This is a genomic window from Streptomyces sp. NPDC056503, from assembly GCF_042794995.1.
Taxonomy (GTDB): Bacteria; Actinomycetota; Actinomycetes; order Streptomycetales; family Streptomycetaceae; genus Streptomyces.
This window is the reverse complement of record NZ_JBHTST010000080.1, coordinates 15,391-36,821: the sequence shown is the minus strand read 5'-3', so window position 1 is coordinate 36,821 and position 21,431 is coordinate 15,391. Positions and strand designations below refer to the sequence as shown.

General features: G+C 75.0%; 20 protein-coding genes. 8 read left to right on the top strand and 12 right to left on the bottom strand.

Translation table 11 applies throughout. The features are described 5' to 3' along the window. Window positions 1-45: 45 nt before the first annotated feature. The 10 genes from ACFQ8C_RS23090 to ACFQ8C_RS23045 form a co-directional block, all read right to left on the bottom strand. Complete coding sequence (locus ACFQ8C_RS23090) at window positions 46-762, bottom strand: GntR family transcriptional regulator (protein ID WP_383460645.1); 717 nt, start codon at window positions 760-762, stop codon at window positions 46-48. A gap of 49 nt (window positions 763-811) precedes the next feature. Further along, entirely contained in the window at window positions 812-1,756 is a 945-nt protein-coding gene (locus tag ACFQ8C_RS23085) for an ornithine cyclodeaminase family protein (RefSeq protein ID WP_383460642.1), read from the bottom strand. Next, on the bottom strand, window positions 1,753-2,799 hold the full coding sequence (locus ACFQ8C_RS23080) for a proline racemase family protein (protein ID WP_383460639.1): 1,047 nt from the start codon (window positions 2,797-2,799) through the stop codon (window positions 1,753-1,755). Before ACFQ8C_RS23080 ends, ACFQ8C_RS23085 begins: the two co-directional genes overlap by 4 nt. Then, a complete protein-coding gene (locus ACFQ8C_RS23075; RefSeq protein WP_383460637.1) occupies window positions 2,796-3,800 on the bottom strand; it encodes a proline racemase family protein in 1,005 nt (334 codons plus the stop codon). Before ACFQ8C_RS23075 ends, ACFQ8C_RS23080 begins: the two co-directional genes overlap by 4 nt. Before the next feature lie 20 nt (window positions 3,801-3,820). Then, entirely contained in the window at window positions 3,821-4,720 is a 900-nt protein-coding gene (locus tag ACFQ8C_RS23070; protein ID WP_383460634.1) for a dihydrodipicolinate synthase family protein, read from the bottom strand. A 127-nt stretch (window positions 4,721-4,847) separates the two neighbouring features. Next, the gene (locus tag ACFQ8C_RS23065; RefSeq protein ID WP_383460631.1) at window positions 4,848-6,245 is read right to left on the bottom strand and encodes an NAD(P)/FAD-dependent oxidoreductase; all 1,398 of its coding nucleotides are present in this window, start codon (window positions 6,243-6,245) and stop codon (window positions 4,848-4,850) included. Then, window positions 6,226-6,543, bottom strand: a complete 318-nt coding sequence (locus tag ACFQ8C_RS23060) for a (2Fe-2S)-binding protein (RefSeq protein ID WP_383460629.1) — start codon at window positions 6,541-6,543, stop codon at window positions 6,226-6,228. Before ACFQ8C_RS23060 ends, ACFQ8C_RS23065 begins: the two co-directional genes overlap by 20 nt. Beyond that, window positions 6,540-7,715 carry an NAD(P)/FAD-dependent oxidoreductase gene (locus ACFQ8C_RS23055; protein ID WP_383460627.1) on the bottom strand — a complete coding sequence of 392 codons (1,176 nt, stop codon included), beginning with the start codon at window positions 7,713-7,715 and terminating at the stop codon, window positions 6,540-6,542. Before ACFQ8C_RS23055 ends, ACFQ8C_RS23060 begins: the two co-directional genes overlap by 4 nt. Window positions 7,716-7,803: 88 nt before the next feature. After that, window positions 7,804-10,176: a collagenase gene (locus ACFQ8C_RS23050; protein WP_383460625.1), complete on the bottom strand. Its 2,373-nt coding sequence runs from the start codon at window positions 10,174-10,176 to the stop codon at window positions 7,804-7,806. Between the two features lie 229 nt (window positions 10,177-10,405). Beyond that, entirely contained in the window at window positions 10,406-11,866 is a 1,461-nt protein-coding gene (locus ACFQ8C_RS23045) for a tetratricopeptide repeat protein (RefSeq protein ID WP_383460622.1), read from the bottom strand. 137 nt (window positions 11,867-12,003) lie between these two features. On the opposite strand from ACFQ8C_RS23045, the gene ACFQ8C_RS23040 reads away from it, so the two are divergent. From ACFQ8C_RS23040 to ACFQ8C_RS23025, 4 genes are all read left to right on the top strand, one after another. After that, window positions 12,004-13,029 (top strand): glycoside hydrolase family 26 protein, encoded by a 1,026-nt coding sequence (locus tag ACFQ8C_RS23040; protein ID WP_383460621.1) that lies wholly within the window; start codon window positions 12,004-12,006, stop codon window positions 13,027-13,029. A 93-nt stretch (window positions 13,030-13,122) separates the two neighbouring features. Further along, a complete protein-coding gene (locus tag ACFQ8C_RS23035; protein WP_383460618.1) occupies window positions 13,123-14,535 on the top strand; it encodes a protein kinase in 1,413 nt (470 codons plus the stop codon). Beyond that, complete coding sequence (locus ACFQ8C_RS23030; RefSeq protein WP_383460656.1) at window positions 14,427-15,128, top strand: glutamate ABC transporter substrate-binding protein; 702 nt, start codon at window positions 14,427-14,429, stop codon at window positions 15,126-15,128. Before ACFQ8C_RS23035 ends, ACFQ8C_RS23030 begins: the two co-directional genes overlap by 109 nt. A 65-nt stretch (window positions 15,129-15,193) precedes the next feature. Then, window positions 15,194-15,664 carry a GNAT family N-acetyltransferase gene (locus tag ACFQ8C_RS23025; protein ID WP_383460615.1) on the top strand — a complete coding sequence of 157 codons (471 nt, stop codon included), beginning with the start codon at window positions 15,194-15,196 and terminating at the stop codon, window positions 15,662-15,664. 5 nt (window positions 15,665-15,669) lie between these two features. Here the strand turns inward: ACFQ8C_RS23025 and bla are convergent, their stop codons facing one another. Continuing rightward, complete coding sequence (bla, locus tag ACFQ8C_RS23020; protein WP_383460653.1) at window positions 15,670-16,596, bottom strand: class A beta-lactamase; 927 nt, start codon at window positions 16,594-16,596, stop codon at window positions 15,670-15,672. A 157-nt stretch (window positions 16,597-16,753) separates the two neighbouring features. On the opposite strand from bla, the gene ACFQ8C_RS23015 reads away from it, so the two are divergent. The 4 genes from ACFQ8C_RS23015 (at window position 16,754) to ACFQ8C_RS23000 (ending at window position 19,537) form a co-directional block, all read left to right on the top strand. Beyond that, window positions 16,754-17,542, top strand: a complete 789-nt coding sequence (locus ACFQ8C_RS23015; RefSeq protein WP_383460612.1) for an IclR family transcriptional regulator — start codon at window positions 16,754-16,756, stop codon at window positions 17,540-17,542. A 366-nt stretch (window positions 17,543-17,908) separates the two neighbouring features. After that, entirely contained in the window at window positions 17,909-18,481 is a 573-nt protein-coding gene (locus ACFQ8C_RS23010; protein WP_383460610.1) for a rhodanese-like domain-containing protein, read from the top strand. A gap of 91 nt (window positions 18,482-18,572) precedes the next feature. After that, window positions 18,573-18,818 (top strand): metal-sensitive transcriptional regulator, encoded by a 246-nt coding sequence (locus ACFQ8C_RS23005; RefSeq protein ID WP_383460652.1) that lies wholly within the window; start codon window positions 18,573-18,575, stop codon window positions 18,816-18,818. Window positions 18,819-18,946: 128 nt separating this feature from the next. Next, a complete protein-coding gene (locus ACFQ8C_RS23000) occupies window positions 18,947-19,537 on the top strand; it encodes a TetR/AcrR family transcriptional regulator (protein ID WP_383460607.1) in 591 nt (196 codons plus the stop codon). 12 nt (window positions 19,538-19,549) lie between these two features. Here the strand turns inward: ACFQ8C_RS23000 and ACFQ8C_RS22995 are convergent, their stop codons facing one another. Continuing rightward, window positions 19,550-21,343 (bottom strand): BCCT family transporter, encoded by a 1,794-nt coding sequence (locus ACFQ8C_RS22995; RefSeq protein WP_383460605.1) that lies wholly within the window; start codon window positions 21,341-21,343, stop codon window positions 19,550-19,552. Window positions 21,344-21,431: the final 88 nt, after the last annotated feature.

Genomic DNA, 21,431 nt, shown 5'->3' with positions numbered 1-21,431 from the left:
GCCGCACTCCCGGTGGAGTGCGGCGCGCCGTTCCGTCGCGGTCGTTCAGCCCTTGCGCACGGAGCGGAGGGCGCCGGTCGCCGGCTCGACCGGCTCGTCCCGGGCCTCGGCCCAGAGCGAGCGCACGTGGCCGAGGTGGCGCATCATGCACGCCTCGGCGCCCGCCCGGTCCCCGGCGATCATGAGGTCGAGCAGCTCGACGTGCTCCTCGGCGGAGCTGACCAGCTTGCCCGCCTCGTCGAGCCCCGTCAGGCCGTAGAGCCGGGACCGCTTGCGCAGGTCGCTCACGGTCTCCACCAGCCGGTCGTTGCCGCCCAGGCCGAGCAGGGTGAGGTGGAACTGCCGGTCCGCCTCCAGGTAGCCGATGAGGTTGTGCTCGCGGGCGTTGACGACGATCTCCTCCGCCAGCGGGCGCAGCGCCTCCAGCTGCTCGGTCGTCGCGGTCTCGGTGACCCGGCCGACCGTGGGCACCTCGATGAGCATCCGCAGCTCGGTGCACTGGTCGAGCTCGCGCTCGCTGACCTCGGTGATCCGGAAGCCCTTGTTGCGGACCGGCTCGACGAGGCCCTCGCGGGCCAGGTCGAGCATGGCCTCGCGGACCGGGGTGGCGGACACCCCGAGTTCGGCCGCGAGGCCGGGGGCCGAGTAGACGGTGCCCGGCTTCAGCTCCCCGGCCGTGAGCGCCGCGCGCAGCGCGTGGCCCACCTGGTCGCGAAGCCGCTCCTGGGCCTTGATGAGACTGTGCTGCTTCAGGTCACCCACGCCGTTCCTCCGAGAATCCGCAGGCGCCCAGCGTACAATGTCACGTTGCTCAGCCGCTGGCCGCCCGGTGGACCGCGACGGCCACGGCGAGATCCTGCCAGGCCATCCCCACACTCTTGAAGAGGCGGGGGGCGGGTCCCGGCGCCGGCAGGGCCGGGCCCCGGACGAGGTCGGCGAGCGTGCCGGTGAGGTGTCCCGGCCCGATCGCCCCCTCCGCCTCGGGGATCAGCAGGTCACCGGCCTCGCGGAGGGCCGCCGACCGCGCCTCGACCCAGACCTCGGAGCGGCGCACGAGCGCGGTGTCGGTCTCGCGGGCGTCCGGCTCGTGCGAGCCGACCGCGACGACCACCGTCCCGGGCGCCACCCGCCGTCCGTCGAAGAGGGGTTCGCGCGCGGTGGTGCAGCAGACCACGAGATCCGCCTCCGCCACCTCCTCGGCGGTGCCGGTACGGCTCTCGGGGACGCCGATCCCCCGGGCGTACGCGGCGAGGGCGGCGGCCCGCCCCGGGTCACGGCCGACGACGGTGAGGGAGGCGAGCCCGCGCACCGCGAGGAGCGCGTCCACGTGCCCGTACGCCTGGGGTCCGGCCCCGAACAGGAGCACCCTCGCGGGCCGTTCCCCCGAGGTGAGGTGACGGACCGCCAGGGCCGAGACGGCCGGGGTGCGCAGCGCGGTGAGCGCGGCGCCGTCGAGCAGCGCGCGGGGCCGGAGGGTGGCCCCGTCGAGGAGGAGGTAGCTCCCGGTGATCCGGGGCAGGCCGAGGGCGGCGTTGCCCGGCGCCACCCCGGCGATCTTCACTCCGGCCCAGCTCCCGGCGGCGGCCGGCATGAGCAGCAGCTCGCCGGCCGGGACGGGGACGGCGGAGCGCGGCGGACAGGTCTCGGGGTCGAGGCCCTCCCGCAGGACCCCGGCGAGGGCCTCGACGGCCGCCGCCGGGGCGAGCAGCCGGGTGACGGCGGCGGCGTCGAGGTACGGGAGCGGGGTCTCGCTCACAGCAGGAACCCCGCGCCGAGCGTGTCGTCCGGGTCGAGCGTGAAGTGCGCCGTGCCGGTGCGGTGGGCGGTGCCGGTGACCTCGGTGACGAGTCCGCGGGCGGGGTCGCCGCCGGGGACGGCGCGGCCGGTGAAGACCGTGCCGGCGACCGACTCGTGGGTGAGGACCTGGTCTTCCTTCAGCCTGCCCTCGTCGACGAGGAGGGCGAGCCGGGCGGAGGTGCCCGAGCCGCACGGGGAGCGGTCGATCTGGCCGTCGGCGAAGACGGTGACGTTCCGCTGGCGCGGCCCTTCGGGGGTGTCGGGCAGGTCCTCGTGGAGGATCACGCCGTACACCCCGGAGAGCAGCGGCCCGTCGGGGTGCCAGGTGGCGGGGTGGCCGGCGAGCGCGGTGCGGATCTCCCGTCCCACCCGGGTGAGTTCGGGCAGGGACGCCTTGTCCACGGTGAGGCCGAGCTCGCGGGCGGAGACGGAGGCGTAGCAGGCGCCCGCGTGGGCGAGGTCGACCTCGACGATGCCGAGACCGGTGGCGACGGGCACCTTGCGGGCGGTGACCCTGGCGGGCACGTTCCGGAAGGTGACGCCGGTGGTGCGGCCGTCGGCCCGGTGGACGGTGGCGGTGACCCGCCCGGAGGGCACGTCGACCCGGACCGGGACGTCCCGGTCGCCGTCGCCGGCCGGGACGAGGCCGCTGTCGACGGCCCAGGCGGCGAGCGCGATGGTGCCGTGGCCGCAGGCGGTGGAGAAGCCGTCCTTGTGCCAGAAGAGGACGCCGAGGTGGGCGCCGTCGTCGTCGGGCGGGACGACGAAGCCGCCGTACATCCCGGCGTGGCCGCGCGGCTCCTGGACGAGGAGGCGGCGCAGCGCGTCCAGGGGGCCGGGGCGGGGGGCGGTACCGGAGCCGCCGGAGCCGATGGCGGTGGCGCACCGCTCGGCGACGGTGTCGCCGGGGGCGGGCGGCAGACCGTCGGCGACGATCCGGAAGGGTTCGCCGGCGGTGTGGTAGTCGGTGACGCGGATCCCGTCCGCGGGGAGGGCGCTCACAGCAGGAACCCGGCGGGGAAGGGGTCGGTGGGGTCGAGGAAGTACTGGGCGGTGCCGGTGATCCAGGCCCGTCCGGTGACGGTGGGGACGACGGCGGGCCGGCCGCCGACGGTGGTCTCGGCGACGAGCCGCCCGGTGAACTCGGTCCCGATGAAGGACTCGTTGACGAAGTCGGTGTCCAGGGCGAGCTGTCCGCGGGCGTGCAGCTGGGCCATGCGGGCGCTGGTGCCGGTGCCGCACGGGGAGCGGTCGAACCAGCCGGGGTGGATGGCCATGGCGTGGCGGGAGCGGGTCGCGTCCGAGCCGGGGGCCGCGAGGTAGACGTGCTTGACCCCGGCGACGGCCGGGTCCTCCGGGTGGACGGGGCGGTCCTCGCCGGCGTTGATCGCGTCCATGACCGCCAGTCCGGCGGTGATCAGTTCCTGCTTGTGGGCGCGGTCGAAGGGGAGACCGAGGGCGTCGAGTTCGACGAAGGCGTAGAAGTTGCCCCCGTAGGCGAGGTCGTAGGTGACGGTGCCGAGGCCGGGGACCTCGGCCTTGAGGTCGAGTCCGACGCTGAAGGCGGGGACGTTGGTGAGGGTGACGGAGCGGGCGGCGCCGTCCTCGACGCGGACGTCGACGGAGACGAGGCCGGCCGGGGTGTCGAGACGGACGGTGGTGACGGGTTCCGTGACCGGGACCATGCCGGTCTCGACGAGGACGGTGGCGACGCCGATGGTGCCGTGGCCGCACATCGGGAGCAGGCCGGAGACCTCGACGAAGAGGACTCCGTAGTCGGCGTCGGGGCGGGTGGCGGGCTGGAGGATGGCGCCGCTCATGGCGGCGTGGCCGCGCGGCTCGTACATGAGGAGGGTGCGCAGCTCGTCGCGGTGCTCGATGAAGTGCAGCCGCTTCTCGGCCATGGTGGCGCCGGGGATCACCCCCACTCCGCCGGTGATGACCCGGGTGGGCATGCCCTCGGTGTGGGAGTCCACCGCGTGGTAGACGTGTCGGGTGCGCATGGGCTGTCTTCCCCCTGGGGTCAGCGAAGGCCTTCGGCCAGGACCTTCTCGGTGGCGGCGCGGACGGCGGTCTCGACGGCGCCGGTGAGCGGCAGTCGCGGGGCGCGGGTGGGGCCGCCGGGACGGCCGGCGAGGTCCATGGAGAGCTTGATGGCCTGCACGAACTCGGTCTTGGAGTCCCAGCGGTAGAGGCTGTGCAGCGCCTTGTAGAGCGGGAGCGCGGTGGTGAGGTCGCCGGCGACGGCCGCCCGGTAGAGGGTGGCGGCGGACTCGGGAAGGGCGTTGGGGTAGCCGGCGATCCATCCGACGGCGCCGGCGATGGCCAGCTCCAGGAGGACGTCGTCGGCGCCGATCAGGAGGTCGAGGCCGGGGGCGAGTTCGGCGATCTCGTAGGCGCGGCGGACGTCGCCGCTGAACTCCTTGACGGCGACGATGCTGCCGTCGGCGTGGAGCCGGGCGAGGAGGGCGGGGGTGAGGTCGACCTTGGTGTCGATGGGGTTGTTGTAGGCGACGATCGGCAGGCCCGCCTTGGCGACCTCGGCGTAGTGGGCGCGGACGGCCTCCTCGTCGGCGCGGTAGGCGTTGGGCGGCAGGAGGAGGACGGAGCCGGCGCCGGCCTCGGCGGCCTGCTCGGCCCAGCGGCGGGACTCGGCGGAGCCGTAGGCGGCGACGCCGGGCATGACGCGGGCGCCGTCGCCCGCGGCGGCGACGGCGGTGTGGACGACCGCGGCGCGCTCGGCGTCGGTGAGGGTCTGGTACTCGCCGAGCGAGCCGTTGGGCACGACGCCGTCGCAGCCGTTGGCGATGAGCCAGCGGACGTGCTCGGCGTAGGCGTCGAGGTCGACGGAGAGGTCCTCGCGCAGCGGCAGGGTGGTGGCGACCATGATGCCGTGCCAGGGGCGGGTGCGGGTGTCGGTCATCGTGACGTTCTCCTTTGTAGTGTGTGACATTTTACTAGGGGGTGTGCGGCGGCCACAAGAGTGCGGCCGCCACGGAAAGGGGCCGGGCGCCTTTTTCGGACCGGGGCGGCCCGGCGGAGGGGACGGGCTAGTCGGCGGGGAGCTCCGCGAGCTGTCCGAGGCGTACGGGGCAGGCCAGCGGGCGGCGGTCGGCGGCGGGTCCGCCTCCGGCGAGCGCGGCCACGGCCGGACCGCACATGCGGCCCTGACACCAGCCCATCCCCGCCCGGGTCAGCAGCTTGACCGTGCGGGCGTCGGTGGCGCCCAGCTCCTCCACCGCCTCGCGGACCCGCCCGGCGGACACCTCCTCGCAGCGGCAGACCGCCGTCTCCTCACGGAGCCAGCCGGTCCAGCCGGCGCCGGGCCGGTGGGCGGCGCCCATGGCGTCGGCGAAGGCCCGCAGCCGCTCCCGGCGCCGGGCGAGACCGGCCGGGACGGTCCGGCCCGCCACCGAGTGGGCCGCGATCTCGCCCTCGACCAGGGCGAGTTGCGCACCGCCGACACCACCGGTCTCGCCCGCCGACCAGACGCCGGGCACCGAGGTGCGCAGGCCCGGGGTGAGGACGAGGGCGACGGTCCCGTCGGCGGCGGTGCGGGTGGCGCAGCCGAGGGCGGTGGCGAGGGAGAGTTCGGGGACCAGGCCGTGGCCGACGGCGAGCGCGTCGCACGGGACCCGCCGGCCGGTGCCGGGGACGGGGCGCCAGTCGCGGTCGAGCCGGGCGACGGTCACCGCCTCGACCCGGTCGGTGCCGTGCGCCTCGGTCACGGCGTGCCGGAGCAGCGGCCGGACCCGGTGGCGCAGCAACGCCCCGCCGTAGAGGGCTCCTTCGGCGAGCTTGGCCGGGTTGCGCAGCAGGGTGCCGGTGTGGCGGGCGTACGGACCGTATCCGGCGGCCTCGACGACGGCGGGCACCCGGGCACCGGCGGCGGACAGCGAGGCGGCGACGGCGAGCAGCAGGGGCCCGCTCCCCGCGACCACCACCCGGCGGCCGGGCAGCACGAGTCCGCTCTTGAGCATGGCCTGCGCTCCCCCCGCGCCGACGACGCCGGGGAGGGTCCAGCCGGGGAAGGGGAGCTGGCGCTCGTACGCTCCGGTGGCGAGCAGCACCGCGCGGGCCCGGACGGGCTCCCCGGCCTCGTCGTCGGCGCGGGAGTGGACGGTCCAGTCGGTGCCGGAACCGGTGACGCTCCAGACCTGGTGGTTCGTCAGGAAGCGCACCCGGCCAGCGTGTTCGTGGGCGCGCAGCTCCGCCTCGCGGCCGGCGAAGGCCGCCCAGCCGTGGTGCAGGGCCTGGGGGCGGGCGGCGCCGAGGCCCGGGTCGGGGTGGCGGTAGTACTGGCCGCCGGGGCGGGCGCCCGCGTCGAGCAGGGCGACGGTGCGGCCGAGCGCGGCGGCGGTGACGGCGGCGGCGAGACCGGCGGGTCCCGCGCCGACGACGGCGAGGTCCACGGGCGCGCTGCGGGGGTCAGACGGCGAGGTCGTCATGGCCGGTTCCCTCCTGGCTGGTGACGAGGCCGCCGGGGCGGGCGGGGACGAGGCAGGCGCGGCGGTTGGGGGTGCCGTCGACGGTGACGAGGCAGTCGAAGCACTGGCCGATCCCGCAGAAGGCGCCGCGCGGTTCGCCGCCGTGCCGGGTGGTGCGCCAGGCGAGGACGCCGGCGCCCCAGAGGGCGGCGGCGACCGTCTGTCCGGCGGCGGCCGTGATGTCCCGGCCGTCGAAGCGGAAGGTGAAGGTCTCCTGCGGCGCGCCGCCGACGAGGGCGCGCGGGGTGCGGCGGCTCAACTCTGCTGCTCCTGGGTCAAGGCGTCTGCGGGGCCGTGGTCGCGCTCGGGGCGGAAGGGCGCCGGGTCGAGCGGGGGTTCGGCGCCGGTGAGGGCGGCGGCGACGAGGGCGCCGGTGGCGGGGGCGAGGCCGATGCCCGCCCCTTCGTGGCCGCAGGCGTGGTGGAGGCCGGGGACGCGCGGGTCGGGGCCGATCGCCGGGAGGTGGTCGGGGAGGTAGGGGCGGAAGCCGTGGTAGGCGCGGAGCACCTGGACGTCGGCGAGGACCGGGAAGAGCGCGGCGGCCTGGGCGGCGAGCCGGCGCAGGGCCTCGGTGGAGAGCGAGCGGTCGAAGCCGACGCGCTCGCGGGTCGCGCCGATGAGGACCGGGCCGCCGGGGGTGCCCTCGACGACGGCGGAGGACTGGAGGGCGGCGGAGCCGCTGGCGACGTCGGCGATGTAGTCGGCCGCGTAGACCTTGTGGCGGACGATCCTCGGGAGCGGTTCGGTGACGAGGACGAAGCCGCGGCGGGGCAGGACCGGGAGGTGGGCGCCGGCGAGCCGGGCGACCTCGCCGCCCCAGGTCCCGGCGGCGTTGACGACGGCGGGGGCGGCGAGTTCGCGCCGCGCGGTGCGCACGCCCCGTACGGCCCCGGACGCGTCGCGGAGGATCGCGGTGACCTCCTCGCCGAGGTGGAGCTCGGCGCCGGAGGCGGCGAGCAGCCGGGCGGCCGCCTGGGCGGGCTGGACCTGGGCGTCCTGGGGGTAGTGGAAGCCGCCGGCCTGGCCCGGGGCGAGGTGGGGTTCGAGTTCGGCGAGCCGGTCGGCGGGGATCTCGGTGGCGGTGACGCCGGCCGCCCGCTGGCCCTCCGCGAAGGAGCGGAGGGCCTTGAGGGCGGGCTCGTCGGGCGCCACGACGAGCCCGCCCTTGGGCTCGTACTCGGTCTCCGGCGGGAGTGTCGCGGAGAGTTCGCGCCAGAGTCTCGTGGACAGCAGCGCGAGGTCGAGCTCGGGGCCCGCCTCCTTGTCGGAGACGAGCAGGTTGCCTTCCCCGGCACCGGTGGTGCCGCCCGCGACGGGACCGCGGTCGACCACGGCGACGGTGAGTCCGGAGCGGGCCGCGTAGTAGGCGCAGGCGGCTCCGACGACGCCGGCGCCGATGATCACGACGTCCGGGGAGTGTCTGTTGGGCACGGCAGTAATATGTCACATTCTTCAAGCGGTGCCCAGACCCTTCCGGGCCCGGGCACCGGGCGTTTCACCTGACGGGACGGACGGGCCGTCAGCTGCGCAGCGGACCCTCGCAGCGGAAGTCGGACGTGCCGGCCACCCGGCTGCTCCAGATGTCCACCGGGCCGAAGGAGCAGTTCATGTCGGCCAGGTTGTTGGAGGCGGCGCCGGCCCGGTCGAGGAGGAAGTAGTCGACCGTCTCCGACATGTCCTTGAAGACCTTGTCGGGGTTGTCGGCGTCCGCCAGGTTGGCCGTGATCCGGCCGGTGCAGAGGAAGCGCCGCTTGCCCGCCTCGCCCGCCTCCACGCAGTCGGGGTTGTTGTACGTGGCGGTGGCGAAGGCGGCCCGCACGGCGGCGACGTCCCAGTCCTTCAGGGAGCCGTTGGCGGTGTACGTCGTGTTCGGCACGAAGAGCCGGTCGACCTGGGCGATCTGCGCGTCCAGGAAGCGGTCGTAGGCCTGCTGGAGGCCCGGGTCCGCGCTGAGCCGCTCGCGCCAGGCGTCGTAGCCGGCCACGTCGTCGTTCCGCAGGTGGGTGTACATCTCGCGGATCAGCGAGGGGCGCTCGGTCCACAGGAACTCGAAGAACGTGCCCGCGTAGTTGTAGAAGCGGAAGCCGTCGCCGGCGTAGGTGGCGTGCAGGATCTGGCGGAGGTTCATGCGCGGGCCGCCGCCGGCGGTGTCGCCGATGATCCCGCGGACCAGGGACTTGCGGACCGCGATGCCGTCGTCGCGGGTGGCACCGTCGAAGAACTCGGCCGTGCCCTCGTCCATGAAGGTGGTCCGGTCGCCCTGGTACCAGGGGCCCTGCCCGAAGGAGCCGGGGACGGCGAAGCGCCCGTTGAGGTAGTGGGTGTACTCGTGGCGGAACAGCTCCTCCAGGGTGAGGGAGGAGTCCTGCGGGACGCGGCGCTGGTAGGTGTAGAAGGTGGCGCCCTTCTCGATGTAGACGCCGCCGTTGGCCGTGTCGTACCCGGTGAGGATCGGGTGGTAGTTCTCGTAGTCGGCGCGCGAGGCGTACAGCACGATGTTCAGCGTCGTGTTGGGGTCGCCGGCCAGCGGCCGGTCGCTGCCGACCACCCGGTGGAACTGCGCCTTGACCTGCTTGCTCGCGTAGTAGAGCTGGTCGACGGTGGCGCGGTCGAGGCCGGTGCGGACCTTGAGGGCGCCGTTGTCGTAGGTGTACGTGTACGGGAAGATCCGGGCCTCGATGTCGGCCTTGCAGACGCCGTACGGGGCGCAGGCGTCGTAGAAGTTCAGCCAGGAGACGACCTTGGCCCACGGCTGGCTGCCGTAGCCCCAGGCGGTCTCGACGGGGCGGAACATGGCGCCGAGGTCGGCGACGACGCCGGCCCGCAGGCCGGAGACCTCGCCGAAGCGGCCGTACTCCAGGAGCGCGTCGCGGACGACCCAGGCGTTGGCGGTGCCCTTCAGGTGGGTGTGGCCGGCGAAGGCCTTGAAGGCGGCGCGGTAGGCGGGGTCGGCGGCGACGGCGGCGTGGAAGGCCGCGTCCTGGTTGCCGGAGTAGATGCCCAGGTAGTTGACGGAGAGTCCGGCGAGGGCGGCGCCCGCCCAGGTCGGGTCCAGGTTCGTCGCGGTGCGCGACGGGTCCATGGTGGCGAGCACCTGGGTGATGAGGCCGAGCTGGTGCTGGCGCAGACCGGGGGCGCTGCCGGCGTAGAGGGCCTCGCGGAGGGTGCGGGCGTTGGAGGCGGTGGCGTCGAAGGTCCGGGCGGCGGCGGCGAAGGCGGCGATGGCGCGGCGGATGGCGTCGACGGTCGGGGCGTCGGTGATGTCGATCTCGCCGCGCGAGAAGTCGTGGTAGGCGACGGCGTGGAGATAGGTGAACATCTCCTCCAGGTGGGAGGAGTTGCGGCCGTCGTGGGCGGCGGCCAGGCCGGATATCCGGTGGGCGACGGCCTGCACGTGGGCGTCGGACATGACCGGGGCGAGGCGGGCGTCCCAGGTCCAGACGAGGCCGCTCAGACAGCCGTCGGCGGTGACGGCGGGGTCGGCGAGGAAGTCGGCGAAGGCGGCCGGGGAGAGGCCGGTGACGCCGTCGAGGGTGCAGGGGACGCCGGCGGCGAGGGTGGCGGGTGCGGCCTGGGCCTTGCCCTGCTTGGCGGTGGCCTTGGCGTCCTTCTTCGCCTGGCCGGGGACGCGGGCCGTGGTGTCGCCCGTGCCGCCGGGGGCGGGAGCCGGGGCGGGGGTGGCCGGACGGGCCTGGGCGAATCGTTCCACCTCGTCGAAGGGGTTCGACTCGGCGGCGGCGGGCGCGAAGGCCCCGGGCACGGCGGAGCCTGCGGCGGCGCGGGGGGCCGGGGTCTCTGCGGCCTGGGTCGCGGCCTGGCCGGCGGAGGCCACGAGGGTCACCGCGATCGCGGTGGCGAGGAGGGAGGAGCGCACGACTCTGTGCTGGGACACGAGGTCTCCTGAGGGTGGGGATGCGGGGGGGGCGCGCGGTCGATCAGAGGAATCTGAACGCGAGTTGACGGAGAGACATCCGTCTGCCGCGCGAGCTGTAACATAGTAATGTGAAATTGCACTGACAACCCCTGTGCACGGGTCAGTTGCGATTCCGGGCGTCCGCCTCCGCGAAGGGAACGGGGGGAGGCGGACGCCCGGCCCCTCGGCCGGGCCCCTCAGCCGCAGGTCAGAGCGGCGGCTCCGGTACGGGACCGAGCCCGGGCGCCGCCGGCCTCACCCCCTTCGCCGCACGCTCCGCCCGCCCCCGCGCCACCGCCGCGAGCGCCGCGTCACCGATGGCGTCGGCCAGCCGGGCCCTCCCCAGCCAGTTGTACGGACTGTCCGGGCGCAGCCCGTCCCGCTCGCTCAGCAGCAGCCGCGCCCGGTCGTGCTCCCCCGCCGCGAGCGCCGATTCGAGGAGCGTCCGCTGGACGGCGTCCCGCTGCGCGTGGCTGCCGCCGAAGGCCTGGAGCCGGCGCCGCACCGGCCAGAGCAGCTCCACCACGGCGGCGTGGTCACCGCGCCCCTGCGCCACCAGCGCCTCGCAGACCGGGAGTCCGATCTCGGCCGTCATGGCGTGGTTGGCGAGGGCGCGCCGCCCGCCGTCGGCCTCGCCGTCGGCCAGCCACCGCCGGCGGTCGGCCACCAGCTCCTCCGCCCGCGCGATCCGGCCCGCCCCCACGTACGCCATCACCGCGTGCGCGTCGTTGAAGGCGTAGTACGGCGGGTCGGCCCGCTCGGCCCAGGCGTCGGCGAGCCGCGCCCAGCGCTCCGGCTCCTCCCGGCCCGCGAGCCGCAGCCGCCACAACAGCGCGGCGGCGTCGAGGAGTTCCATGGCGAGCCCCGCCGACTCCTCGCGGTGGACGGCCGCGTCGTAGACCCGCAGCGCGGTCTCCTCGGCCCCCGCCTCCAGGGCGTACAGCGCGTAGTGCCACCAGGTGTGCACGGTCAGGTAGTTGCCGCGCGCCCAGTCCTCCGCCCGCCCGTCGAGGAAGGCGACGCCCTCGGCCACCCGGCCCTGCATCTCGTACACATGGGTCACCGCGTGCACCGCCCACACGTCCCTCGGATGCCGCTCGACCGCGGCGAGACCGGCCTCCTCCGCGCGCCGGTAGTGGCCCGACTCCTCCAGGCCGAAGGCGTACATGCCGAGCAGCGGCCCCCGGTGCTCGTCGGCCCTCCCCCACGCCGACAGGGCGCCCCCGATCCGGTCCCGCAGCCGGACGGCGTCGCCGGTCAGGAAGTCCAGCTGATGCCCGGCGAAGAGCGCGAGCACGTCCCTCGGGTAGGCGAGGCTCAGCTCCTCCAGGAGGTCCCCCGCCCCGTGCAGGTCCCCGGCGAGACAGGCGGCCGCGGCCGCCAGATGGAGCCGCTCGCGCGGGGGCAGCGCGGACGCGTCACAGCCGGCGAGACCGCGCTCGAAGCGGGCCCGGGCCCCGGCGGCGCCGGAGTGCTCGGTGCCGAGCACCCCCAGATAGGCGGCGAACGCCTGGGCGTCGGGCGACCCGGGGCTCGCCGCGAGGGCGTCCTCGACGGCCCGCGCCACCTCGGGCCGGAAGAAGAGCAGGGCCTCGACGGCCCGGTCCAGATGTGCCGCGCCCTCGGGGGTGCAGGCGTGCAGGGTGTTGCCGTAGCGGTCGGTCGCCAACGCGGATCCTCGCCTCGTGTTCCTCGGATGCTGCCTCGTGCCCGGACGGGCGGCCGGCGGGTCGAACAGGTGACACCCGCACGGCCGTCCGGTGGCGCGCCGGGCGGAAGGCGGCTCTTCCCGTCAGCATCGGAAGGGTGCCCCGCCCACTCCCGCCCCACTCCGCCCGCGCCTCCGCGCGCGCCCCCCGCGCCACCGTCCGCCGCCCCCTCCGCACGGGCCTGCCGGCCGTCCTCCTGACCGCTCTGCTCCTCCTGCCGGGCGAGCCCACCGCCCTCCCTCCCCCGGCCGACGCCAGGCCCGCCACCCGCCCCGTCCTCTCCGGCGTCTTCACCGGTTCGGGCGCCGCCGGAGCCGCCCGGCTGGCGCGGGCGGAGAAGTGGCGGGGCCGGGGCCCGCTCCTCGCCGGCCGGACCTACCTCCCGGGCGACGACTGGGAGAGCATCGAGGGCCCCTCCGCCTTCCTGGCGCCGTGGGCGAAGTGGCGGGCCGCCCGCACCGGCCGGGTCCTGGTCCTGAACGTGCCGATGCTCCCCCGCAGCGAGGCCCGGCTCCCCGACCGGACGGTGGCGCGGCAGCTCGCCGAAGGAGCGCGCGGCCGGTACGACGCCCACTTCCGCACCCTGGCCCGGCACCTGGTCGCCGCCCGGCTCCCGGACACGATCCTCGTCCTGGGCTGGGAGATGAACGGCATCACCTACACCCACCGCTGCGGCCCCTCCCCCGCCTCCTGGCGCGCCTACTGGCGCCGCGCCGTCACCGCCATGCGCTCCGTCCGGGGCCAGCGCCTCCGCTTCGACTTCGCGCCCAGCCGGGGCCGCGACGCGGTGCCGTGGACCCGCTGCTACCCCGGCGACCGGTACGTCGACGTGATCGGCATGGACGCCTACGACCAGCCGCGCGGCGCGGCCTTCCGCCACCAGGTGGAGGAGCCGTACGGCCTGCGCGCCCAGGTCGACTTCGCCCGCCGCCACCGCAAGCCCGTCTCGTACCCGGAATGGGGCCTCTTCCGCAACGGCGACGACCCGGCCTACGTCCGCGGCATGCGCGACTGGTTCCGCCGCCACCCCCCGCTCTACGAATCCCTCACCGACTACTGCCCCCACGGCGTCTGGAGCTGCGCCGACCACCCGAAGGCGGCCCGCGAGTACCGGCGCCGCTGATCAACGGCCGCGCGCGCCCGCCCTGTTGTGGCAGAGTGCGGCACGGGCGCGACCGGGCCCACGGACGGGACCGGCGGGACGGGGGGCTGGGGCGTGGCACGGGTGGTGGACGGGCGCTTCGAGCTGGTCGATCGGCTCGGCGGCGGCGGGATGGGACTGGTGTGGCGGGCCCGGGACCGGGTGCTTGACCGCGAGGTCGCGGTCAAGGAGGTCCGGCCGTCCGACCCCGGGCTCGCCGAGCACGACCCCGGGGCCGCCTCCGCGCTGGCGTCCCGCGTGCTGCGCGAGGCACGGGCGCTGGCCCGGCTCGCCCACCCGAACGTGGTGACGATCCATCACGTCGTCGAGGGGGGCGGGGCCGAGGGTCCGTACCCGTGGATCGTGATGGAGCTCGTCACCGGCGGCTCGCTCCAGGACCGGCTCGACCGGGGGACGCTCACGCCGTACGAGGCCGCCGGGCTCGGGCGCGGACTGCTCGCCGGGCTGCGGGCCGCCCACGAGGCGGGGATCGGGCACCGCGACGTGAAACCGCCGAACGTCCTGCTGCGCCCCGACGGCACCCCCGTCCTGACGGACTTCGGCATCGCGTCGCTGCACGGGGCGACGGCGCTGACACCGACCGGTTCGGTGCTCGGCACCCCCGACTACATGGCCCCGGAGCGGGTGCGCGGCGAGGACGGCGGCACCGCCGCCGACCTCTGGTCGCTCGCGATGACGCTGTACGTGGCGGTCGAGGGCCGCAACCCGTTCCGGCGGGCCCACACCCTGGCCACCCTCGCGGCCGTCCTCGGCGAGGACGTCCCGCCCCCGCTCCGCGCGGGCCCGCTCGGCCCGGCCCTGATGGCCGTCCTGGTACGGGACCCGTCGGCCCGGCCGGACTCCGCGGCCCTGGACCGGCTCCTGGCGGAGGTCGCGGACACCACCCCGCGGGACGCCACCCCGCGCGACGCGGCTCCGCACGCCGCCACCCCCCGCGACGCGGCTCCGCACGCCGCCGCCCCCCGCGACGCGGTCCCCGCCGCAGGCGCGGAACCGGCCCGTCCCCTTCGGTCCCCCGCGTACCGGACGGCACCGCCCGCACCGCCCGGCCCGCCTCCCGCGCCGGGCGTGCCCGCCGCGGCCGCGCCCGGCGTGCCCGTTCCGCCCGTCCCGGGCCGGCGCCCCGGCGCCCGGCGGCCGGCGGCCGGCGGCCGAGGGTCCTCCTCGCGGCCGGGATCGCCCTCGCGCTCTCCGTCGGCGGGGCCTCCTGGGTGCTGTGGTCCAAGGACGACCCGGCGAAGAAGACCGCCGGCGTCCGGAACCCGTCGCCGTCCGGTGCCGCGACGTCCGCCCCCTCCTCGCCCCCCTCCTCGCCCTCCTCCGGGCCCGCGACGTCCTCCGCGAGCGGCGGCACGAAGATCACCATCGGCCTCAAGGCCGACCAGCCGGGCCTCAGCCGGCGCGGCCCGGACGGCGGGTACGCGGGCTTCGAGGTGGCCGTGGCGAACTACGTGGCGCGCGCCCTGAAGCACGACCCCGCCGACGTCGTCTGGAAGGAGGTCTCCGCTAGCGAGCGGGAGACGATGCTCGCCGACGGCACCGTGGACATGGTGGTGGCGACGTACGCGATGACCGACCGGCGGGAGGAACTCGTCGACTTCGCCGGGCCCTATCTGGTGGCCCACCAGGACCTGCTGGTGCGGAGCGGCGACACCTCGGTGAAGGCCCCCGCCGACCTCGCGGGCAAGCGGGTCTGCTCGGCCACCGGCTCCGCATCGACGGCCCACCTGCGCGCCGCCGCCCCGCAGGCGCTGGTCCACGAGCTCGGCTCGTACGAGGAGTGCGTCTCCGGCATGACGGCGCGGCTGTTCGACGCCGTCACCACCGACGACGCCCTCCTCGCCGGGTACGCGGCCTGGGCGTCGTACCAGGGAAGCTTCCGGCTCGTCGGCCTGTCCCTCTCCGAGGAGCGGTACGGCATCGGCCTTCCCGAGGGCAGCCCGCTCCGCGACGAGGTGCAGGCGGCGATCGCCGCCATGGTGGCCGACGGTTCGTGGGAGAAGGCCCTCCGGGAGAACCTGCCGCTGCTCGATCCGGACCCGTCCTCGCTGAAGCGGTGATCCGGCGGCGTGATCCACTGGTCCGTGCACCGCAGGGCGCGGTGCACGGAGGAGAGTGAACGTTCATGTCCGTCGCCGACGACACCGCCGTCCGGGTCCGTCCCGTCCGGGAGGACGACTTCGAGCAGTGGCGCGCCCTCTACCGGGGGTACGCCGAGTTCTACCGGGTCGAGCAGACCGAGGAGGCGGCGGAGCTCGTCTGGTCGTGGATCCACGACCCCGGCCACGAGGTGGAGGGGCTGGTGGCGGAGGGGCCCGACGGGCGGCTCGTCGGGCTCGCCCACTTCCGGGCCTTCGCCCGGCCGTTGTCCGCGTCGGTGGGCGGCTGGCTCGACGACCTGTTCGTGGACCCGGCGAGCCGGGGCGGCGGCGCGGCCGATCTGCTGCTGTCCACACTGCGCGGGATCGGCGCGAAGCGCGGGTGGAGCGTCGTCCGCTGGATCACGGCCGACGACAACCACCGCGCCCGCTCCAAGTACGACCAGGTGGCCACGCGCACGATGTGGATCACGTACGACATGGCCACCGGGGCCTGAGGCCGCTAGCGGAGTTCCTCGGCGACGATCGTCGCGGCGGCGGCCACCAGTTCGTCCACGCCCGCCGCCGCCTGGTCGAAGCGGGTGGTGAGGACGGCGAGGAGGATCGGGCCGCCGTCCGGCGGCCAGGTGACGCCGACGTCGTTGTTGCTGCCGTAGGAGCCGCCGCCGGTCTTGTCGGCGACCGCCCACTCGGCCGGGAGGCCCTTGCGGAACCGGGTGGGGCTGGTGGTGTTGCGGAGCAGCCAGTCGGTGAGGAGGGCGCGGTCGGCGGGCTCCAGGACACGGCCGAGGACGAGCCGGCCGTAGGTGCGGGCGATGGCGCGCGGGGTGGTGGTGTCGGTGACCCGCCCGGGCTCGGCGGAGTTCAGCTGGGGCTCCCAGCGGTCGAGCCGGGTGACCGGGTCCCCGGTCGAGCGGGCGAAGCGGGTGATCGCGGTGGGGCCGCCGAGCTCGCGCAGGAGCAGGTTCGCGGCGGTGTTGTCGCTGAAGCGGATGGCCGCGTCGCAGAGTTCGGAGACCGTCATGCCCCGCGCGACGTTCTCGGAGAGCTCGGTCACCGGGGACCAGCCGGAGCGTGCGACGTAGGCGGCGGTGTAGTGGAGGCGCCGGGCCAGGAAGGTGCCGTCGTGGTCGAGGTCGCGCAGGACGGCCGCGGCGGCGAGGGTCTTGAAGACCGAGCACATCGGGAAGAGTTCACGGTCCCGGTGGGCGATCGTGCGGCCGGTGCGCACGTCGTACGCGTGGACGCCGAGGCGGGCGTCGTACCGCTCCTCCAGCGCGCGCAGGCGGGCGGCGATCCGGTCCTGGTCGCGGCCGGACGGCCCGGTTAAGGCGTGGCCGGTGCCGGTGAGACCGAGGGTGGTGAGCGCCGTGGCGGCGCCGAGGACGAGGGCGTTCCGGCGGGAGGCGCCGGGGTTCTGGGTGTGCACGAACATCCCTTCGAAGGTGATCGTTTCCGCAGTGCACCACGCGGGGGCGGCGGTGGCGGTTCCGACACCCCGGGTTACCTGACGGTATGTGATTCGGGGTTCACTGTCCGATCATGGACCCGGAGCACAGTGCTCCACGCGTTGCGAAAGGACACGCATGCCATATCGCGAGGGGGAGAACGGCACGGCACCGACCCTGATCCAGTCGGTACGCCGGGCCGTAAGGCTGCTGGACGAACTGGAGCGACGCGGGGGCATCGGCAGCGCCAAGCAGCTGGCCCGCGACGCGGTGCTGCCACTGCCGACCGCGTACCACCTGCTGCGGACCCTGGTCCACGAGGGCCTGGTCCGCAACGACCACGGCGCCTACCGGCTCGTCGCGCCGCTGCGCCGGGCCCCGGGCACCGCCGCCCACGAGCCGGCACTCGGGATCCAGGCGTGGGTGGACACCCTCAGCCTGGACCTGGACGCGGCCGTCTACTTCGTCCAGTACCGGGACGGCGAGGTGGAGCTCGGCGCCGTGTCGGGCAATCCGGCGCGGCCGCCCGTCGAGGAGTGGGCCGACTTCCGGGCCACGGCCCACGCCCACGCCGCCGGCCAGAGCCTGCTGCTCCAGCTGGAGCGGGAACAGCGGAACGAGCACCTCAGCCGCCACCGGGTGGCGGCCCTGACCCCGCACACGGTCGCGACGAGACGCGACTTCGAGCGGCGGCTCGCGGCCACCCCGCGGCGGCTGCCCGTCCTGGAGCACCAGGAGTACGCGATCGGGACGGCCTGCGCGGCGGTGCCGATCACCGTGGGAGCGGAGACGGCCGCGGTGGCCCTGTCGATCCCCGCCGCCGAGGGCGGGCGGCTGCGCGAACTCGCGGACCGGCTCCAGGCGCGGGCCGAGCAGGTGCTGATCTCCCAGACCTTCGCGGTGGCCGCCTCCAGCCACGAGCCTTGACCAGGGGTCCGCGGGAAGCGCGATCCGGCGGAGGGGAGACGGGAGGGGGCATCGCCGAGGAGTCGGCGGTGCCCCCTTTCCGTCGGCCGCCGCCCGGTGTCCGCCGACGCCGCCCCGCCTCCCCGCCCCGGACCCGTGATACCCATAGGGGTATTTGACGTCGCGCGACGCCACCCCGTACGGTCGGACTCATTCATACCCAGGGGGGTATCCTGCCCACCGGCGGGAGACTCCGCCCCGCACTTCGCCCGGCACCGCCCCGGCGGCCCCGCGGCCCGGACCCCGAGGGCTGCGGAGGGCCCGGCCCCCTGGACCCCCGCACCCGCGAGCCGCCCCTCCGGCCCCTCACGAACGGAACCCCTCGCCATGAGCACCGCCCCCTCCCTCTCCCCCACCGTCCTGCACCGCCTCGTCCAGGAGGGCCGCGCCCCGCGCCTGCTCGACGTCCGCACCCCCGGCGAGTTCCGCACGACGCACATCGCGGGCTCGTACAACGTGCCGCTGAGCACCCTGCGCGAGCACCGCGCCGAGCTCCTGGACCACCTGGACGAGGAGGTCGTGCTGGTCTGCCGTTCCGGGCAGCGGGCGCGGGAGGCGGAGCGGGCCCTCGCCGACGCCGGGCTGCCGGACCTGCGCGTCCTGGAGGGCGGGATCGTCGCCTGGGAGGCGTCCGGCGCCCCCGTCGAGCGCGGCCCCGAGCGGTGGGACATGGAGCGCCAGGTCCGGCTCGTCGCCGGCTCGGCCGTCCTCGTCACCGGCCTCGTCGGCATCGTCGTCCCCGGCGTCCACCTCGTCGGCACCGCCATCGGCGCCGGACTCACCTACGCCGCGCTCAGCAACACCTGCGCCATGGGGGTCCTCCTCTCCAAGCTCCCCTACAACCGCGGCCCCCGCACCGACCTCCGCACCGCGCTCGCGGAGCTGCGGGGCACCAACTGACCGTTACAGGTCGTTTTAATACCCCACGGGGTATCATGACAGAGGGGGTGAGACGACAAGGAGGACCGCCGTGCAGGTCGACGAAGAGGCGATGGCGCCGGTGCTGAACCGTCTGCGCCGGGCCCAGGGGCAGCTGGCCGGGGTGATCGCGATGGTCGAGTCGGGCCGCGACTGCAAGGACGTCGTGACCCAGCTGGCCGCCGTCTCCCGGGCCCTGGACCGGGCCGGGTTCAAGATCGTGGCGAGCGGGATGCGGCAGTGCCTGTCCGACGACCGGGCGGACTCCGCGCCGATGACGGAGGAGGAGCTGGAGAAGCTCTTCCTGGCCCTGGCATAGGCCCACCCCGACCCCGGGACCGCCCGGCCCCGCTCGACGGGGTCGGGCGGGGCCCGCGCCTCCTATGCTGACCAGGTACGGAATCACCAGGCCAGGCATGGCGCACGGACAAAGGGGCACCCCGCTCGATGAGCCCGAAGCAGCAGCGCGGAGAAGTCACCGTCGAGCGCGTCCTCGACGCCGCGCTCGACCTCTACGCGCGCGAGGGGGAGGCGGGTCTCACCGTCGCCGCCCTGACCCGGGTGAGCGGGGTCAGCACCGGCAGCGTCTACCACCACTTCGGCAATCTCCACGGGGTGGTCGGCGCCCTCGCCATGCGCTGGCTCGGCCGGCTGCTCGGCGAGCTCGCCACCGCGCTCACCTCTCATCAGGACGCCCGCTCCGGCATCGAGGCGGTCGTCCGCGCCTATCTGGAGTTCGTCCGCACGCAGCCGGCCGCCGCCCGCCTCCTGCACTCCCCCTTCGCGGACCAGGAGGGCACGGCGCGCGCCGCCGAGATCCGCGACAACCAGGAGGCCCGGCTCACCCCCATCGAGCACTGGCTCGACGGCCACCGCGCGGCGGGCGAGCTGGCCGACCTGCCGACCCCGGTCATCGAGAGCCTCGTCCTGGGTCCGGTGATCGGCATGGCCCGCCGCTGGCTCACCCTCGGCGACGTCGACCTCGAAGAGGCCGTCCGCGTCCTCCCCGACCGGATCTGGCGCTCGGTCGGCCCCTGACCCCCGGCCCGTTCAGCGGGACTCCGTCCCCGCCGGCGGGGACGGCGGGGCCGGGGGCGCGCCGTCCGAGGTGCCCGGCCCGATGCGCAGCTCGAAGTCGCCGTCGTACCGCTCGTGTCCGGCGATCACCGCGACCCCGACGACCTCCTCGCCGACCTGCCCGCGCACGATCAGCGGATCCTCGCGCAGGTCCCGCATGAGGGCCACGCACATGCCGATCATGACGAGGACGAACGGGGCGGCGACCAGGATCGTCAGGTTCTGCAGGCCCGCCAGGGCGTCGCCCTGCCCGTCGCCGATCAGCAGCATGATCGCGGCGACCGCGCCGGTGACCACGCCCCAGAAGATCACCACCGGACGCGTCGGCTCCATCGCGCCGCGCTGCGACAGGGTGCCCATGACGATGGAGGCGGCGTCCGCGCCGGAGACGAAGAAGATGCCGACGAGGACCATCACCAGCAGGCTCATCACGCCCGTCAGCGGGAACTCCTGGAGCAGTCCGAAGAGCTGCCCCTCCGGCGTCGTCTCGCCCGCGAGCTCGCCCCGCTCGCTCAGCCGCATCGCCGTACCGCCGAAGATCGCGAACCAGACCAGGCTGACCGCGCTCGGCACCAGGATGACGCCGCCGATGAACTGGCGGATGGTGCGGCCCCGGCTGATCCGGGCGATGAACATGCCGACGAAGGGCGTCCACGAGATCCACCACGCCCAGTAGAAGACGGTCCAGCTGCCCAGCCAGTCGTGGATGTCCTCGCCGCTGGTGGCCTCGGTGCGGCCGGCCAGCTGCGGCAGGTCGCCGACGTAGGCGGCGATCGAGGTCGGCAGCAGGTCGAGCACGATGATGGTGGGGCCCGCGACGAAGACGAAGACGGCGAGCAGCAGGGCGAGCACCATGTTGATGTTGGACAGCCACTGGATGCCCTTCTCGACGCCGGAGACGGCGGAGAGCACGAAGGCGACGGTGAGCACGGCGATGATGCCGACCAGCAGACCCGTGCCGGTCTTCTCCATCCAGCCCAGCTCCTCCACGCCGCTGCCGATCTGGAGCGCGCCGAGACCGAGCGAGGCGGCGGAGCCGAAGAGGGTGGCGAAGATGGCGAGGATGTCGATGACCCGGCCCGGCCCGCCGAGCGCCCGGCGCTTGCCCATCAGCGGCACGAAGACGGCGCTGATGGTCTGCCGGCGCCGGCGGCGGAAGGTCGAGTAGGCGATGGCGAGGCCGACGACGGCGTAGATCGCCCACGGGTGGAGCGTCCAGTGGAAGAGCGTGGTGGCCATCGCCGTCTCCATCCGCTCGGCCGAGTCGGCCGGGGAGGTGCCGGGCGGCGGGGTGCCGTAGTGGGCGAGCGGTTCGCTCACGCCGTAGAACATCAGGCCGATGCCCATGCCGGCGCTGAACATCATGGCGATCCAGGACACCGTGCGGAACTCCGGGCCCTCGCCCTCCTGCCCGAGGGTGATCCGGCCGTAGCGGCTGATCGCCAGCCAGAGCGCGAAGACGACGAAGCCGGAGGCGGCCAGCATGAACGCCCAGCCGCCGTCCCGGATGAGACCGTCGAGGAGGCTGCTGGAGACCGACTCCAGGCTGCCCGTGGCCGTCGCGCCCCAGACGACGAACGCGAGGGTGAGGACGGCGGTGACGCCGAAGACGACCGGGTCGGTACGGGCGGGGTGCCGGTGGCGGAGGTCGGGCAGGTCCGCCGTCACCGGCAGCACGCGCCCGCTCCCGTCCTTGCCGCGCCCGTCCTTGCCGCCGCCCTCGCCGGCTCTCTCTCCGTCGCCCGGATCCTGTCCGACCTGTGCCATCTACGACCCCTTTCCCCGCCAAACGGGACAAAAGCTTTATGTCCTCGTAAGGCAGTACCACAGGTGGGGCCGAACCCGGCGGACCAAC

What these genes read in the sequence shown, in the direction of transcription:
- ACFQ8C_RS23075 (WP_383460637.1), bottom strand. Translation starts at nt 3,800, where the DNA reads ATGCGCACCCGACACGTCTACCACGCGGTGGACTCCCACACCGAGGGC.
- ACFQ8C_RS23070 (WP_383460634.1), bottom strand. Translation starts at nt 4,720, where the DNA reads ATGACCGACACCCGCACCCGCCCCTGGCACGGCATCATGGTCGCCACC.
- ACFQ8C_RS23065 (WP_383460631.1), bottom strand. Translation starts at nt 6,245, where the DNA reads ATGACGACCTCGCCGTCTGACCCCCGCAGCGCGCCCGTGGACCTCGCC.
- ACFQ8C_RS23025 (WP_383460615.1), top strand. Translation starts at nt 15,194, where the DNA reads ATGTCCGTCGCCGACGACACCGCCGTCCGGGTCCGTCCCGTCCGGGAG.
- ACFQ8C_RS23015 (WP_383460612.1), top strand. Translation starts at nt 16,754, where the DNA reads ATGCCATATCGCGAGGGGGAGAACGGCACGGCACCGACCCTGATCCAG.
- ACFQ8C_RS23010 (WP_383460610.1), top strand. Translation starts at nt 17,909, where the DNA reads ATGAGCACCGCCCCCTCCCTCTCCCCCACCGTCCTGCACCGCCTCGTC.
- ACFQ8C_RS23005 (WP_383460652.1), top strand. Translation starts at nt 18,573, where the DNA reads ATGGCGCCGGTGCTGAACCGTCTGCGCCGGGCCCAGGGGCAGCTGGCC.
- ACFQ8C_RS23000 (WP_383460607.1), top strand. Translation starts at nt 18,947, where the DNA reads ATGAGCCCGAAGCAGCAGCGCGGAGAAGTCACCGTCGAGCGCGTCCTC.
- ACFQ8C_RS22995 (WP_383460605.1), bottom strand. Translation starts at nt 21,343, where the DNA reads ATGGCACAGGTCGGACAGGATCCGGGCGACGGAGAGAGAGCCGGCGAG.